The organism is Thermomonas carbonis, assembly GCF_014396975.1.
Lineage (GTDB): Bacteria > Pseudomonadota > Gammaproteobacteria > Xanthomonadales > Xanthomonadaceae > Thermomonas > Thermomonas carbonis.
On record NZ_CP060719.1, the window covers coordinates 2,171,563 to 2,188,203 of the forward strand.

Consider the following 16,641-nt stretch of genomic DNA (forward strand, 5'->3'; position numbering starts at 1 on the left):
CAATCCGTGCCGCGATGACACTCGACATGCGCCCCCGCTGCATCGCGCTGATGGGTCCGACCGCCTCGGGCAAGAGTGCGTATGCGCTCGAGCTTGCGGAGCGGTTGGGCGGCGAGATCGTCAGTGTGGATTCCGCGCTGGTGTATCGCGGCCTGGACATTGGTGCCGCCAAGCCCACGCAGGACGAACAGGCACAGGTGCCGCACCACCTGATCGATGTGCGCGAGCCGTGGCAGCCGTATTCGGCCGCGGAATTCGCCAGCGATGCGCGCGTGGCGGTCGACGGGATCCTGGCGCGTGGACGCACCCCGATCCTCGCCGGGGGCACCGGCCTGTATTTTCGTGCGCTACTGGAAGGCCTTGCCGAAATGCCCGACGCCGACCCGGCATTACGCGCGGAGCTCGCCGCGGATGCCGCTGCGCGTGGTTGGGCCGCCCTGCACGCCGACCTGCACGCAGTCGACCCTGAAGCCGCCACGCGCATCCACGCCACCGATGCGCAACGCATCCAGCGTGCGCTGGAAGTGCATCGGCTGACCGGACGACCGATCAGTGCCTGGCAGCGCGAGTCGACGCGCGCACGCTTCCCCGCGAAGGTGCTGAAGCTGGTGCTGTCGCCACCGGATCGCGCGCTGCTGCACGCGCGCATCGAACGGCGTTTCGACGCGATGCTGGACGCCGTCTTCCTCGATGAGATGCGCACTTTGCGCGCACTGCCGGAACTGCGGACGCATCCGACTCCGCTGGAATTGCCGGCGGTGCGTGCCGTCGGCTATCGGCAGGCATGGGAGTTCCTGGAGGGCGCATGCGATGCGGCCACCTTCCGCGAACGCGCGATTGCCGCGACCCGGCAACTGGCCAAGCGCCAGTTCACCTGGCTGCGCGGCGAACTCGACGCGCGCTGGTTCGATCCAGTGACGCAGCGCACGCATCTGGACGCGGCTGTCGCCGGTTTCATCGGCAACCAGGCGTCCTGACGCACGCATTCACGGCGTCCTGCGTTAACATCGGGTCGCGCCCCCGGAAATGCGGCGGGCGCGGGGCCCGGGGAACAGGCCCACGACCACAAACAACAAGAAGACACGCAACAGCCGTGGGGAAACCAATGTCGAAGTCGCAATCCTTGCAGGATCCGTTCCTCAACGCCTTGCGCCGGGAGCGCATCCCGGTCTCGGTGTACCTGGTCAACGGCATCAAGTTGCAGGGCACCATCGAATCGTTCGACCAGTTCGTGGTCCTGCTGCGCAACACCGTCAGCCAGATGGTCTACAAGCACGCGATCTCGACCGTGGTGCCGGCGCGCAACGTGCGCATCAGCGCCACCGGCGGTGCCGAGAGCGAAGTCGGCGAGCCCAACGACGAGATCGAAGCCCCGTAGGGGCAGGCGCCCGTGCCTGCCCTGACCTAACCCGAGAGCAACCCCAGGCAACCACAGGGGGTTGCCCCGACGGGATTCGCCCATATCTGGGTTGCAATGCCGACCCAATTGTTCGAACGCTCCCGCCGGGGCGAACACGCCCTGCTGATTCAGCCGCATGCCGGAGGCCCGCCCGCCGAGGGCGCGCTGGAGGAATTCGGCGAACTCGCACGCTCGGCAGGGGCCACCGTCGCCGCGGTGCTGACCGCCAAGATCGATCGCCCGAATCCGGCGACCCTGATCGGCAGCGGCAAGCTCGAGGAAGTGAAGGCCGCCTGCGAGGCCACCGGTGCCGACCTCGTCCTGGTCAACCATGCGCTCAGCCCGGGCCAGGAACGCAACCTCGAAAAGTTGCTGGAACGTCGCGTCGTCGACCGCACCGGCCTGATCCTGGACATCTTCTCGCAGCGTGCGCGCAGCGCCGAGGGCAAGCTGCAGGTCGAGCTGGCGCAGCTGAAACACGTGGCCACCCGGCTCGTACGCGGCTGGACCCACCTGGAGCGCCAGCGCGGCGGTTCGATCGGCCTGCGTGGCCCCGGTGAAACCCAGTTGGAAACCGACCGTCGCCTGCTGCAGAAGCGGGTCGACATGCTGCAGAAGCGCCTGGAAAAGGTCGAAGTCCAGCACACCCAGATGCGTCGCGCGCGGGTGCGCAGCGAGCTGCCGCGGGTGGCGCTGGTCGGCTACACCAATGCCGGCAAGTCGACGCTATTCAATGCGCTCACCGGCGCAGATGCGTATGCCGCCGACCAGCTGTTCGCCACCCTGGACCCGACCGTGCGTCGCATCGAGTTGGCGGGTGGTGGCGTGGTGCTCGCCGATACCGTCGGCTTCGTCCGCGACCTGCCGCATGAACTGGTTGCCGCATTCCGCTCGACCCTCAGCGAAGCGCGCGAGGCCGACCTGCTGCTGCACGTCATCGATGCCAACGACCCGTTGCGCGACGAGCGCATGGGTCAGGTCGATGCCGTGCTGCGCGAGATCGGGGCCGGCGACATTCCGCAGTTGCAGGTCTTCAACAAGATCGATCGCATCGAGGGCGCGATGCCGCGGATCGACCAGCGTGGCGAGGATCGCCATGCCGTATGGGTGTCTGCCCGCGATGAGCTCGGCATCGACCTGCTGCGCGACGCGCTGGGCGAGCGGCTCGGCCTGCAGCGGGTGATCGGCCACATTGTGTTGCCGGTCGATGCCGGTCGCCTGCGCGCCCGCCTGCATGCGCTGGATGCGGTTCGCAGCGAGGAACTCGATGCCGACGGTTGGCGCCTGCAGGTGGACCTGCCGGTTGCGGACGCGGCGCGGCTGGCCGCACAGGCCGATGGCGCACCACTGCGACCGCTGCTGCCGGCGATCGATGCCGGGTATCCCGCAGAACGCTTCACGGCAGGCTTACCAGTAGAATCGGACGCATGACGACGAAAAGCAGCGGCCCGCGCGGGCCAAGAATGACCTGGATGGCCTGGAACCGGCCCGGTGGTAGTTCCGGAAAATCCGGCGGCGGCAGTGGCAGTGGTGGCGGTTTCGGCAACCTGCTGGAGAAGCTGCCGGACTTCGGCAACGGCAACCCGTTGCGCTGGATCTGGGTGGTGCTGGCGCTGTGGCTGGCGTTCAACTGCTTCGTCCTGGTCAACGAGCAGGAGCGCGGCGTGGTGCTGCGCTTCGGCAAGTTCGACCGGATCATGCAGCCGGGGCCCAACTTCAAGCTGCCGTGGCCGCTGGAGCGCGTGCACAAGCTCAACGCCACCAAGATCGAGACGCTCAACGAAACCGTTCCGGTGCTGACCCGGGACGAGAACATCGTCAATGTCGAGATCAACGTGCAGTACCGCATCGGCGATGCGCAGCTGTACCTGTTCGGCACCCGCAACGCCGATGACGTGCTCAAGCAGGCCGCGCTCAGCACGGTCCGCGAGCAGGTCGGGCGTTCCGATCTGGATACCGTGCTCGGCGCGCGCAGCGCGCTGGCGGTGTCGGCGCGCGACCAGTTGCAGGCCTCGCTGGAAACCTACAGGACCGGTCTGACTGTGACCGAGCTCAACCTGCCCAACGCGCGTCCGCCGGAGGAAGTGAAACCGGCGTTCGATGACGTCAACAGCGCCCAGCAGGACAAGGACCGGGTGACCAGCGAGGCGATCGCCTACGCGGCCAAGGTGGTGCCGGAAGCGCGCGGTGAAGCGGCGCGCACGCGCACCGTGTCGGAGGGCTACAAGACCGCATCGATCGCACGCGCCACCGGCGACGCGGCACGCTTCAGTCTGCTGGTCGATCAGTACAAGGCGGCCCCCGATGTGACCCGCAAGCGGCTCTGGCTGGACACCGTGCAGCAGGTGCTGGCCGACAACCGCACGGTGGTTGGTGGCGATGGTCGCCAGCTGATCTACGTGCCGATGCAAGGCGGCAAGGGTTCCTCTAGTGCGACCACTGTGCCGCCTGCGGCGTTGGCCCCTGAACTGATTTCGCCGACGGTGGAAGCCACCACCGAACCCGCGCGTAGTGCACGCAGCGGCCGTGCTGCGGGCCGAGAGGAGGCCGTGCGATGAAATTCTCGACCTGGATGTCCGCGGCGGTTGCTGCGTTGCTGTTGCTGGCGAGCTCGGTCTTCGTGATCGCCGAAGGCCAGACCGCGCTGGTCCTGAACCTGGGCAAGGTGGTGCGTTGGGATCTCAAGCCCGGCCTGCACTTCAAGCTGCCGCTGGTGGAAAGCGTGCGCCGCTTCGACCGCCGCCTGCAGGTGCTGGCGGCGCAGCCGGAGCGCTACCTGACCTCCGAGCGCAAGGATGTCAGCGTCGACTTCTTCGCGATCGGCCGGATCGAGGACGTGCGCGCGTTCTACCGCGCCACCGGCGGCCAGGAAGATGCCGCATCGGCACGCCTGGCCCCGATCATCAAGGACGCGCTGCGCAACGAGATCAACTCGCGCACGCTGCAGCAGGTGGTGTCCGGCAGCCGTGCCGACGTCATCGGCAAGCAGCTGGAAAACATCAACACCGGCGCGCGCAATCTGGGCATCAGCATCGTCGACCTGCGGATCAAGCAGATCGACCTGCCCACAGACAGCCGGGTCATCGGCGACGTCTACAGCCGCATGCGTGCGCAACGCCAGCAGGTCGCCAGCCGGCTGCGCGCCGAGGGCGAGGAACAGGCCAACCAGATCCGCGCCAAGGCCGACCGCGACCGCGCGGTGATCCTGGCCGAGGCCGAACGCGACGCGCAGACCCTGCGCGGCCAGGGCGATGCCGAAGCCACCCGGCTATATGCCGAAGCGGCCAATCGGGATCCCTCGTTCTTCGCCTTCCAGCGCAGCCTGGAGGCGTACCGCAAGTCGTTCTCCAGCGGCGACAACGTGATCGTGCTGGAACGCGACGACCCGTTCCTGCAGTACATGCGCAGCGACCGCTGATCCGTGTCTGACCTGTGGGCGGCGCTGTGCCTGGTCGCCGTGCTGGAAGGCCTGATCCTGTTCGCCGCACCCGGCGCGTGGAAACGCGCCGCCGAGCAGTTGCAGCAGATGCCGGACGAACACGTCCGGCGCATCGGCGGGGTAGTGCTGGCGATCGGCTTGGTCTCGCTGTGGCTGGTGAAGGGCGGCTAGCGGATCACTCCGCAGCCTTGAACTCCGGTTTCGCCATCGGCTTGCCGCCGATATAGCGCGCCAGCCAGTTCTGCACTTCGTAGTTCCAGTAAATGGAATTCTGCGGCGACAGGATCCAGTGGTTCTCGTCCGGGAACACCACCAGCCGCGAAGGCACGCGCATGGTTTGCAGGATCCCGTACAGGGCGATGCCCTGGCCGTAGGGCACGCGATAGTCCTTCTCGCCGTGGGTGATCAGCATCGGCGTACTGAAGTTGGCGGCGTAGGCGACCGGGTTGTTGCGTTGCATCGCTTCAGGACTGTCCCAGGGCGTTCCACCCAGGACCTCCCTGGTGAAACCGTAGGTGGTGATGTCGGCGCCGTACTGGCCCATTAAATCGCTCACGCCGGCGTGGTTGACCAGTGTCTTGAACGCCTTGGTATGGCCCAATAACCAGGTCGCCAGATAGCCGCCGTAACTCGCTCCGGCGGCAGCCACGTTGTCGCGGTCGATCGCAGGGATGGTGGCGAACAGGTAGTCGTTGGCCTTGAGCACGTCCTCGGTCGGCTTGTCGCCCCAGGCGCCGTTGATGCTGCGCGCGAAGGCCTCGCCGAAACCGGTGGAACCGTGCCGGTTCACCCACGCCACGATGTATCCCGGGCTGGCGAACACATGGCTGTTCCAGCGCGGGCTGAAGGCATCGCGCACCATCGTGTGCGGGCCGCCGTGCAGCAGTTGCACCAGTGGGTACTTCTTCTTCGGATCGAAGCCGGGCGGGTAGATCACCCACATCTGCACGGTGTCGCCACCGGCACCAGGGAACTCGTGCGATTCGACCTTGCCGAGGTCGAGCCCCGCGAACAGCGCTTCGTTGAAGCGGGTGAGCTGGCGCGCGGGGCCGCCCCTGAGGTCCATCGCGAACAGTTCGGCGGGGCGACCGGTGTGCTCGTTGAGGAACACGGCCTGCTGGCCTTGCACGTCCAGCGCGGTGCTGCTGCCCTCGCCGAACAACACGCTGGGCGTCCCGCTGCCATCGGGGTTGAGGCGGAACAGCGGCACCCGGCCTTGCTGCTCGGCGAGGAAGACCAGGCTGTTCCCATCGCCGGTGAATCCCGGGTTATCGATCGAGAGATCGACCGAGGACGCCATCGGCACGTTGCGCTTCTCGGCCAGCCGGTGCTGCCAGAGGCGTCGCAATTCGCCCTGGCTGTTGGCGGTGGCCACGCGGGTGTACAGCACCGAACGGCCGTCGGGCGCGAAGCGCGGATTATCGTCGCTGTAGGGGTTGTCGACGGTGAGGTTGGCGAACGCGCCGCTGCCGTCGGTCGGCACCAGCACGATGTCCAGGTTGGGCTGGTTGGCGTAGGGCGGCGGCGTGGAATTGAGCGCCAGCGCGATGTGGCGGCCATCGGGCGCGACATCGAAGCGCACCTCGCCGGAAGGCTGGAACAGGCGGTCGTACTTCGGGGTGAGCTCCGTCAGCGCCTTGCTGGCCACGTCGATCCTGAGCAGCCGGTTGGCGAGGTTGTCGGTGAGGTTGCGGTCGAACCAGCGGTACTGCCGGTACTCGCTGGCGTAGGCCGTCATCTTCGAGTCCTTGCGGCGCTTGGCCTCCTTCTTCATCGCCGCGAGGTCGGCCTTGGCGAGGCTGCCCGAGAGTTCGGGGATGACCTGGGTGGCGAAGACGATGCCCTTGCCATCCGGCAGCCACGCCGGCACGGCCACGCCGTAGGGCAGTTCCACCAATTTCTCTGCCTCGCCGCCGCCGACCGCGATGACGTACAGCGCCGCCATTTCGTCCTCGCCGCGCTTGCCGACGAAGGCGATGCGGCTGCCGTCCGGGCTCCATGCCGGAGCGGTGTCGCTGCCGGTGCCGGCGGTCAGCCGCCGCGAGGTGGCGCTGGCGACATCGGTCAGCCACAGCGCAGCGGTGGGCTTGTTCTTCTCGATCGACCATTCCTGCACGCTGTACGCAGCCTGCCTGCCATCCGGCGAGAGCGCGGGCGCACCGACGCGCTTGACTGCCCACAGGTCCTGCGCGGTGATCGGGCGCTTCGGCTGGTCCGCAGCCGCAGCGACCGGTACCAGTGACGCGAATGCAAGCACGAGGACAAAGCGTGTGAGCGCGGCATTCATGGCGGATCCCCTGATTGATGCATCTTCGTCGTCGGCGGGCGTGCAGCAGCCCGCTGGGCAGCACGGTCCCTTCCCCGGACGCCTGCCATGGTCAGGTTATACGCGGATCGGTGCCGGACTCGCCGTCGGACGGGATGCGTCGGCCCAACCGCGCCACGACAGCAGGCCATGAACCCCGTAGAATGTCGGAAAGCCGGGGGCACGCCTCGGCTTTTCTCACGTCTGGAGCACGGAAATGGGTCAGTCAGTCGTCGTACTCGGCGCGCAATGGGGCGATGAAGGCAAGGGCAAGATCGTCGACCTGCTGACGCAGGACATCGGCGCGGTGGTGCGCTTCCAGGGCGGCCACAACGCCGGCCACACGCTGGTGATCGCCGGCAAGAAGACCGTGTTGCACCTGATCCCGTCCGGCATCCTGCGCGACGACGCGCTGTGCCTGATCGGCAACGGCGTGGTCCTGCACCCGGGGGCGCTGCAGAAGGAAATCGCCGAGCTCGAGGGCAATGGCGTGGAAGTGCGCTCGCGGCTGAAGATCAGCCCGGCGACGCCGCTGATCATGCCGTACCACATCGCCCTGGACCAGGCGCGCGAGAAGGCCGCCGGCAAGTCGGCGATCGGCACCACCGGCCGCGGCATCGGCCCTGCGTACGAAGACAAGGTGGCGCGTCGCGGCATCCGCGTGGCCGACCTGCATTACCCGACCGAACTCGCCGAGAAGCTGCGCGCGGCGCTCGATTACCACAACTTCGTGCTGACCCAGTACCTGAAGGTCGATGCGGTGGATTACCAGCAGACCCTGGACGAGGCGTTGGCCTTCGGCGAGTACGTGCAGCCGATGAAGGCCGACGTCGCCGGCATCCTGCATGACCTGCGCAAGGCCGGGAAGAAGGTGCTGTTCGAAGGCGCGCAGGGCTCGCTGCTCGACATCGACCACGGCACCTATCCCTACGTCACCAGTTCCAACACCACCGTTGGCGGTGCGATGGCCGGCACCGGCGTGGGCGCGGACGCGATCGACTACGTGCTCGGCATCGCCAAGGCGTATGCGACGCGCGTCGGTGGCGGTCCGTTCCCGACCGAGCTCGACGACGCCGTCGGCCAGGGCATCCGCGACCGCGGCCAGGAATACGGCGCGACCACCGGTCGCCCGCGCCGTTGCGGTTGGATGGACATCGTGGCGCTCAAGCGCGCGGTGGCGATCAACGGCATCAGCGGCCTGTGCATCACCAAGCTCGACATCCTCGACGGGATGGAAAAGCTCAACATCTGCATCGCCTACGAGTACCGCGGCAAGCGCACCGAATACGCGCCGCTGGATGCGGACGGCTGGGACGAGTGCACGCCGGTCTACCTGGAGTTCCCGGGCTGGAGCGAATCCACCGCCGGCATCACCGAATGGGACAAGTTGCCGCCCGCTGCACGCGCCTACCTGCGCGCGCTGGAGGAACTGGCGGGTTGCCCGCTGGCGATCGTCAGCACCGGCCCGGACCGCGACGCCAACATCGTCCTGCGCGACCCGTTCGCCTGAGCTCGACGCTGGTTGCAACAGAAAAACGCCCCGCATCGCGGGGCGTTCTGTTTGGCGACATCGATGCTCAGGCGCGCAGTTTCGCCAGCATCCGCGCGTAGTCCTTGCGGTATTTCTTCGCGGCCAACACTTTCTGTTTGTCGTCCAGGATCTTGCCGGTGACCTGGAAGAATTTCTTCTCTTCCTCGCGCAGGTGGTGATGCACCTTTTCCGAGAGCTTGCGCGCGACCGCCAGCCATTGGCCGCCCTCGGCATCCGCCTTGTGCAGGTCCTCGACCAGTTCGTCCATCTCGTGGTGTTCGTGCAGGGCGTGGCGCGATGAGTCGAGGCCGGCGTCATGCATCAGCACCGGCGCGTAGAGGAAGCGTTCCTCGGCAGCGGCGTGCGCGGCGAGTTCGGTGTGCAACTGCTTGAACAGCGAGATGCGGTCCTGGGTACCGGGCTTGGCGCGCAACAGCTTGCGGCACAGCGAGCGCTGGATCTCGTGGCTCTCGCGCAGCGCGTCGTAGATGGTCTCGGGCATGGCGGCGATCCGCGGCGACGGTCCGGCAGGTTGGCGCGGATGCCGCGATGGCCACGTGAATGCGCGGCGGCCATGACTTCCGGCGCTGCCGCGCGGCGTGGCGTACGCGGATGATCGCGGATCGTGCAGGCGGTTCGCGCCCGCGCCTCCGCTACCGAGGACATTCCATGCGCCGCAACCTGATCACTGCCGCCATCACGCTCGCCCTGTGCGGCATCACGCTTCAGGCATCCGCGCAATCGGCAGCCGAGCTTTCGCGCAAGGCCGCGCCGCCGGCGGTGCGCGCGACCACCCAGTTGCCGCGCAACGTGGTGCCGTCGCACTACGCCATCGAAGTCACCCCGCACGCGGACAAGCTGGCCTTCGACGGCAAGGTCACGATCGACATCGACGTGCTGGAGCCGACCTCGACGATCGTCTTGCAGGCAGTCAACCTGACGTTCGCGAAGAGCGCGCTGACCGGAAAATCGGGCAAGCCGCTGACGCCGAAGGTCACGCTCGATCCGCAGGCGCAGACCGCGAGCTTCACCTTCGACGCGCCGCTCCCGGCCGGCCGCTACGCGCTGGCGATCGACTACGTCGGCATGATCAATACCCAGGCCAATGGCCTGTTCGCGATCGACTACGACAGCGAGGACGGCAAGAAGCGCGCGCTGTTCACCCAGTTCGAAGCACCGGATGCGCGCCGCTTCGTGCCCTCGTGGGACGAGCCCAACCTCAAGGCGACCTTCGACCTGACCGTCAATGCGCCGAGCGCCGACATGGTGGTCAGCAACATGCCTGCCACCGCGACCAGGGATCTCGGCAACGGCCAGAAGCAGGTGCGCTTCGCCACCTCGCCGAAGATGTCGACCTACCTGCTGTTCCTCGCGGTCGGCGAGTTCGAGCGCGCCACCGACATGGTCGACGGCACCGAAGTCGGCGTGGTCACGCCCAAGGGCAAGGTGGCGCAGGCCGCCGGTGCACTGGAGGCCTCGCGGCTGGTGTTGAAGGACTACAACGACTATTTCGGCGTGAAGTACCCGCTGCCGAAGCTGGACAACGTGGCCGCGCCGGGCAGCAGCCAGTTCTTCAGCGCGATGGAGAACTGGGGCGCGATCCTCTCGTTCGAATACATCCTGCTGGTCGACCCGAAGATCTCCACCATCGGCAACGTGCAGGGCATCTTCTCGGTCGCCGCGCACGAGATCGCCCACCAGTGGTTCGGCAACCTGGTGACGATGAGCTGGTGGGACGACCTCTGGCTCAATGAAGGCTTCGCGACCTGGATGGCCGCGCGCGCCACCGAGAAATTCCATCCCGAGTGGAACACCCGGCTCGATGCGGTCGGCGGCCGCGAAGGCGCGATGAGCCGCGACGCCGTGGCGACGACGCATCCGGTCGTCCAGAAAGTCGAGACCGTCGAACAGCTGGGCCAGGCCTTCGACGCGATCACCTACCAGAAGGGCGGCGCGGTGATCCGCATGCTCGAGAACTACGTGGGCGAGGATGCGTGGCGCGAGGGCGTGCGCGCGTACATGCAGAAGCATGCGTACGGCAACACGGTGTCTGCCGACCTGTGGAGCGCGGTGCAGCAGGCGGCCGGCAAGCCGATCCTGGACATCGCCCGCGACTTCACCAATCAGCCCGGCATCCCGCTGATCACCGTGGATTCCGCGACCTGCAATGCGGGCACCACCACGCTGCAGCTGTCGCAGGGCGAGTTCACCAAGGACCGACCCGGCAAGACGCCGCTGCACTGGCGGGTGCCGGTGGTGGCGCAGGCCGCAGGTGGCGCGCGCGTCGACACCGTGGTCGAAGGCGGCAAGGGCTCGCTACAGGTGCCGGGCTGTGGCGCGGTGGTCGTGAACGCCGGTCAGGCCGGCTATTACCGCACGCTGTATGGCGACGCCCAGTTCGCCGCGATCGGCAAGGACTTCGCGAAACTCGATGCGATCGACCAGCTCGGCATCATGAACGACACCTGGGCGCTGGGCATGGCCGGGCTGCGGCCGGCCTCGGACTACCTGGATCTGGCCAAGGGCGTCTCCATCGATGCCGATCCGGCGATCTGGGACGATATCGCCGGCACGCTGGGCAGCATCAACGGCTACCTGGCGGGCAACGACGCGGCGCAGAAGCGCTTCCAGGCATATGCCCGCGGCGTGTTGCACCCGGTGTTCGCGAAGATCGGCTGGAACGGCAAGGCCGACGATTCCGCGCCGGTGCAACTGCTGCGCACCACGCTGATCGGCACTCTGGCCGGACTGGGCGACGAGGCCATCGTCGCCGAGGCGCGCCGCCGCTTCGCCGCCAACGACGATGCATCGATGCCACCGGCGCTGCGCAGCCTGATCACCGGCATCGTCGCCAACAAGGCCGATGCCGCGACCTGGGACACGCTGCATGCGATGGCCCGCGCGGAAAAGACCCCGATGATCAAGAACCAGCTGTACAACCTGCTCGGCATTGCAGAGGACCAGGCGCTCGGCCAGCGCGCGCTGGACCTGGCGCTCACCGCTGAGCCCGGCGCGACCAACAGTGCGGGCATGATCGGCGCGGTTGCGGGCCAGCATCCGGACATGGCCTTCGACTTCGCGGTGGCGCATCGCGCGCAGGTGGAGAAGCTGGTCGATGCGTCATCGCAGGCGCGCTACTACCCCGGCATCGGCGGCGGTTCCTCGGACAGGGCGATGATCGGCAAGCTGCGCGCGTTCGCCGACGCGCACATCCCGGCAAGCGCACGCAATGCCACCGAGACCGCCATCGCCAACATCGAGTACCGGCTCCAGGTGAAGCAGCAGCGGATGCCGGCGATCGAGGCCTGGCTGAAGAAGCAGGGGAGCTGACGCCCGCGCGGATGTCCGCCTCCGCCCGATCGCGCCGTTGGTTCGGAAGACCGGCAGCGAGGCGCGACGATGCGGATGCGGACAGGGTGGGTATTGCCGATGCTGCTCGGGTTGGCGGCATGCAGCCAGAGCACGTTCGATCCACCGGAGCGCAGCGGCCCGATCGGGTTGGTCGATACCGGCAGCGGCAAGCAGGCCTGGCTGGCGGTGATCCAGGAGGAAGAGCGCTCGCGGCATGTCGGTGGCGGCTCGCGCAGCTCCGGTCGCTGGGTCACCGACTACATCTACTACCTGCGCCTGCAGGCGCACGACCCGGCGAACGCGCAGCGCCTGTGGGCGAAGGACCTCAAGGTGCTGCGCGACAAGGAAGGCGGGACGGGCGCGGAGATCCGCATCCTGGGCCAGCAGGGCGAGGTCGTCTGGGTGTGGGTGCACGACCAGGTGCTGGCCCTGTCCGCGCGCGACGGCTCGCTTCTGGCGGATCGCGCCACGCTGGCGCAGGCCAACCCCGAGATCGCCGGCGTCCTGCCGGGCGAGCTGAAGTTCCATACCTTCATCGGCAAATTGGTGGTCACCCTCGCCGACGCACGCCTTGTCGGCATCGAGGTGCCCGGTTACCGGGCCACGCCTTACCAGGTCGCGGACGAACGCCAGTTCAGCTACGCGGTGAGCCTGGGCACCACCTGGAACGGCGGCCACGACACAAGAGACTTCGGTGTTCGCCATGGCCGCTTCGGTGAGGACTGGATCGGCCTGCTCAGCGAGAAGGAGGCGCGCGATGCCGAGGACGATGCGCGTGGCGACCACTACGCGGATTCGGCCGACATCGACGACGAAGGCGCGATGGCGAGGCGCACGTTCTGGCGGGCGACCGCCACCGCCTGGAGCGACGATTTCCTGGCCTACGGCGGTCGCAAGGGCGTGCAGGGCTACTGCGAGGACCGGGCGGAAAGCGCCGCGCGCGACGACGACAGCAACGCCTTCATGCGCGCCGCCGCGGACGGCAACCTGGACGATTACAGCAATGGGGCGCGTGCCACTGCGCCGGCGACGCATCGGCAACGCATCCGCGACTGCATCGAGACCTTCGATGCGGAGAAGTTCAAACGCATCGTCAAGCTGGAACGCATCGCCAATGCCGGCGAATGGCTGCAGGGTCGGCTGCTGAAAGCTAAGGCGGAGCCCGGTGCACCGCAATGGATCCAGCGCGGCATCATGATGAAGCCGGCGGTGCGCGCGCCGTTGCGACTGGAAGATCCGGATGGCGTGCTGGTGCTGCATCGCACGCGCATGGATGCGCAGGGCCGGCTTGCGCTTTCGCGGGTGGATGGTGCGTTCGCACGCACGCTGTGGACGGCGGTATTGCCGTACGACGCGCTGACGAATCGCTGGTCCGTCGGCTCGCATGTGTTGCTCAACGGCAACTGGAATGAAGTCCGCGAGGGCGTGATCACGCGGCACGAAGCCTTGTTGTCGCTCGACTTGGCCAATGGCCGCTGGCAGGCATGGGACATCGGTGCCGATGCGCCGTTGTCGAAGGCAACCGGCGGCGACTGAGCCAACTCGCGTCGCGCCTGCTCAGCAAAGAAAAGGCCCCGCAGTGCGGGGCCTTCCTGTTATTGCCGGGAACTGCCCATCACCAGAGGTTGTATTCGAACAGCAGGCTGTAGGCACGGCCGCGCGGATCGGCGATGCGCGCTTCCCATGCGGCACCGGCGGCGAAGTCGTTCTGGTGCGCGGTGAACGGCGGATCCTTGTCGGTCAGGTTCTTGACCCCGAGGGTGACCTTGATGTCCTCGATGCCGCTCCAGCTGAGGCTGTAGTTGTAGGTGGTGTAGCCCTCCACCCGTGGCTTCCAGTTCGGCGGAATGTAACTGCCGTTGGCCACGCTGGGCGGTGGCTCGTCGAAGTAGCCGTCGCGGTGCATCTGACTGAGGTTGTGCGTCCAATCGCCGCGCGCGTAGCCGAAGTTGAGCGTGTGCTTCCAGCGGATCGGCAGGTTGAAGTAGCGCACGTACTTGCCGACCAGATTCGCGCTGTAGGGCAGGGTCTCCAGCGCCTTGGTCTTGAACATGGTGATCAGGCTGCCGTTGAGATTGACGTTCCAGCGCCCGCCGGCCACTTCGCCGTTGAGGTTGGCATCCACCTCCACGCCGCGCATCAGGCTGCCGCCGGAATTGATGTAGCGGCGATCGATCGCCACCACTTCACCGCCCTCGCGGATCCAGTTGTCCCGGAACAGGTCGTAGTAATCGATCAGTGTCTGCCGCGGCGCGGCGCGGATGGTGCTTTCGCGTTCGATCTCCCACCAATCCAGCGCGATGTTGAACTGCGACATCGGCGAATACACTAGGCCGAAGCTCATCTGCTCGGACTCTTCCGGTGCAAGGGCCGCGTTGCCGCCGAACAGCTCGACCGGGCGGATGACGTCGCAGCCGGCCACGTTCGGGTTGGCGATCCCGCTCGGGCAGGTTTCCGGATCGGCCAGATCCAGGCCGACGTACTGCACTTCGCTCAGGCCGTTGAACAGCTGGTTGAAGTTGGGCACCTTGAAGCCGGTGCTGTAGGCACCGCGGAACAGCAGCGATTCGAGCGGCCGATACTTGAACGAGACCTTGGGGTTGGTGGTGCCGCCGAAGCCGCTGTAGTCGTCGTAGCGGCCGGCCAGGTTGATGTCGAAGTTCTTGAACACCGGCAGGTTCAACTCGACGAACACCGCCCTGATGTCGCGGCTGACATTGCCGAGCGCGTTGGCATCGTCGAACGGGGCGTTGAATACCACGCGCTTGTCGGCGCGCTGGTCGCCGTCGAAACGGAACTCCTCGCGGCGCAGGTCGATACCGGCCGCCATCGCGATGTTGCCGCCGGGGAGCTTGAACCAGGGCAGCTCGCCGGACACCGAGGCATCCAGCGAGGTCACGATCGACTCGCCGCCGTACAGCTTCACGCCTGCCGCGGACGCTGCATCCAGTGCCGCCATCGCCGCCGCCGACTGCTCCTGGCCGGGTGCGAGGAACGGATTGATCAGGCCGCTGCCGAGCGCGGCCTTCAGCGCATCGGTGTAGTGGAAGCCGGTGCCGAGGATGGATTCCGACTTGCTCGAGCCGCGGGTCAGGCCGACGTCGTAGTTCCAGTCGCCGACCAGGCCGCCGATGCCGGCGACGAAGCGGTAGGACTTGGTGGTGGTTTCGATCTGGCGCGGGCCGCAGGCTTCGCAGCGCCAGCGGTAGGCAATCCGCTGGCCGTAGTCGAGTTGCCCTGCGCCGAAGTACCCGGCCAATGCGTTGTAGACGGCGTCGTAGGTGGCCTTGGTATCGGGCGTGAGCGGATACCAGGTGGTCGGGCCGAGTGCCGTCGCTGCGGTAGACGTGCTGGACGAGATCTGGTTCGGCTCGAAGGTCTTGGCCACGTCGACCTTGGACGCGGTCATCTCCACGTAGGCTTCGTGGGTGGTGCCGATGCGGAAGGTGGCGCGACCGATGAAGTCGATGCTGTCCTGCGGCTGCTGGATCACTGCCGCGGCCGGGTAATCCCAGGCGCAGGCATATTTCGAGGCCGCCGAGTTCCAGATCCGGTAGGCGTACGGGCCCATGTCATCGCCGGCGTTCTCGCAGCCGGCCCCACCCGGCAGGGCGTACGGGTTGACTGCGGTCAGGCGCGTGGCGTTGCCCGGTTCGAGGACACCATTCTTGAGCAGGCTTGTCGCACCAACGCCGGTGCTGCCCAGGCTGAACACGTTGGCGAACGGCGTGCCGCGGGTGTCCGGGGACAGGCCGCGATCGGGCTGGAAGGTATTGGAGAAGTCGCGGTCGCTGCCGCGCAGGATGGTGTTTCGCTTGAGGCTGATCGTGCCGAACGCATTCCAGCCGTCCTTCTCGAGGTCGCCGGTGCCGAACAGGATGCTGCCGCGCTGGACGTTGCCGCCGCCGGCCTCGGTGTAGTCGACGAAGGCCGAGACCTGCGCGCCCTGGAAGTCGCGCTTGGTGATGAAGTTGATCACGCCGCCGATCGCGTCGGTGCCGTAGATCGCGGAGGCACCGTCGCGCAGCACTTCGACGCGCTCGATCGCGGCGAACGGGATCGCGTTGAGATCGACCGCGCGGCCCTTCAGGCCGTGGGTCGCCACGCGGCGGCCGTTGAGCAACACCAGCGTCGCATCCGCACCCTGGCCGCGCAGGTTGGCGCCGGACACGCCGTTGTTGCCGCGCTGTTCCTCGCTGACGATGCCGCCGTTGCTGGCCAGGTTGTCCGAGCCGTTGCCGGCGATGTTCAGCTGCATCAGCAACTGCTCGGCCGAACTGATGCCGGCGGCGTCGATCTGTTCCTTGCTGAAGGAGGTGATCGGCAGCGACTCTTCGGCATCGGCGCGGCGGATGCGCGAGCCGGTGACGGTCACCTGGTCGAGGGTTTTCATCGCCGGTGTGGAGGGCGTGGTGCCGGCCTCCTGCGCCTGGACGGCGACAGGCGCGGCGAGCGCCACCAGCAAAGCAGCGCAGAGACGATGGACAGCGGGCGTGGTGTTGGCAGGCATGCAGAGTTCCCCGGTTGGCGATGCGAACCGGTGACCCTGTCTCCTGAAGTGTCAGTGGCGCCCCATCCCCAGGGCACCGCGCAGGGTCACCGCGTCACAGGACTGT

At 67.2% G+C, this 16,641-nt stretch carries 12 protein-coding genes; 9 read left to right on the forward strand and 3 right to left on the reverse strand.

Annotation, left to right across the window (positions count from 1 at the left end; genetic code table 11):
• The first annotated feature begins 14 nt into the window (after nt 1-14).
• From miaA to H9L16_RS10040, 6 genes are all read left to right on the forward strand, one after another.
• Nucleotides 15-977: a tRNA (adenosine(37)-N6)-dimethylallyltransferase MiaA gene (gene miaA / locus H9L16_RS10015; protein WP_187551569.1), complete on the forward strand. Its 963-nt coding sequence runs from the start codon at nt 15-17 to the stop codon at nt 975-977.
• Nucleotides 978-1,105: 128 nt separating this feature from the next.
• The gene (gene hfq / locus H9L16_RS10020; RefSeq protein ID WP_187551570.1) at nt 1,106-1,378 is read left to right on the forward strand and encodes an RNA chaperone Hfq; all 273 of its coding nucleotides are present in this window, start codon (nt 1,106-1,108) and stop codon (nt 1,376-1,378) included.
• A gap of 108 nt (nt 1,379-1,486) precedes the next feature.
• Entirely contained in the window at nt 1,487-2,830 is a 1,344-nt protein-coding gene (gene hflX / locus H9L16_RS10025) for a ribosome rescue GTPase HflX (RefSeq protein WP_187554141.1), read from the forward strand.
• Between the two features lie 41 nt (nt 2,831-2,871).
• A complete protein-coding gene (gene hflK / locus H9L16_RS10030) occupies nt 2,872-3,957 on the forward strand; it encodes an FtsH protease activity modulator HflK (RefSeq protein WP_187554142.1) in 1,086 nt (361 codons plus the stop codon).
• Nucleotides 3,954-4,817: a protease modulator HflC gene (hflC, locus tag H9L16_RS10035; RefSeq protein WP_187551571.1), complete on the forward strand. Its 864-nt coding sequence runs from the start codon at nt 3,954-3,956 to the stop codon at nt 4,815-4,817. Before hflK ends, hflC begins: the two co-directional genes overlap by 4 nt.
• Nucleotides 4,818-4,820: 3 nt before the next feature.
• Nucleotides 4,821-5,009, forward strand: coding sequence for a DUF2065 domain-containing protein (locus tag H9L16_RS10040; RefSeq protein ID WP_187551572.1), 189 nt, complete (start codon nt 4,821-4,823; stop codon nt 5,007-5,009).
• 4 nt (nt 5,010-5,013) lie between these two features.
• Here the strand turns inward: H9L16_RS10040 and H9L16_RS10045 are convergent, their stop codons facing one another.
• The gene (locus H9L16_RS10045; RefSeq protein WP_187551573.1) at nt 5,014-7,125 is read right to left on the reverse strand and encodes a S9 family peptidase; all 2,112 of its coding nucleotides are present in this window, start codon (nt 7,123-7,125) and stop codon (nt 5,014-5,016) included.
• Between the two features lie 235 nt (nt 7,126-7,360).
• Between H9L16_RS10045 and H9L16_RS10050 the strand changes: the two genes are divergently transcribed.
• A complete protein-coding gene (locus tag H9L16_RS10050) occupies nt 7,361-8,653 on the forward strand; it encodes an adenylosuccinate synthase (protein ID WP_187551574.1) in 1,293 nt (430 codons plus the stop codon).
• A 67-nt stretch (nt 8,654-8,720) separates the two neighbouring features.
• Here H9L16_RS10050 and H9L16_RS10055 read toward each other — a convergent pair whose 3' ends face one another.
• Entirely contained in the window at nt 8,721-9,176 is a 456-nt protein-coding gene (locus H9L16_RS10055; protein WP_187551575.1) for a hemerythrin domain-containing protein, read from the reverse strand.
• Between the two features lie 167 nt (nt 9,177-9,343).
• Here H9L16_RS10055 and H9L16_RS10060 point away from each other — a divergent pair, with 167 nt between their 5' ends.
• Nucleotides 9,344-12,004, forward strand: coding sequence for a M1 family metallopeptidase (locus H9L16_RS10060; RefSeq protein WP_187551576.1), 2,661 nt, complete (start codon nt 9,344-9,346; stop codon nt 12,002-12,004).
• Between the two features lie 69 nt (nt 12,005-12,073).
• Nucleotides 12,074-13,561 carry a PA2928 family protein gene (locus H9L16_RS10065; protein ID WP_187551577.1) on the forward strand — a complete coding sequence of 496 codons (1,488 nt, stop codon included), beginning with the start codon at nt 12,074-12,076 and terminating at the stop codon, nt 13,559-13,561.
• Nucleotides 13,562-13,640: 79 nt separating this feature from the next.
• On the opposite strand, the gene H9L16_RS10070 is transcribed toward H9L16_RS10065, so the two are convergent.
• A complete protein-coding gene (locus H9L16_RS10070; protein WP_223158135.1) occupies nt 13,641-16,535 on the reverse strand; it encodes a TonB-dependent receptor plug domain-containing protein in 2,895 nt (964 codons plus the stop codon).
• Between the last annotated feature and the right edge of the window lie 106 nt (nt 16,536-16,641).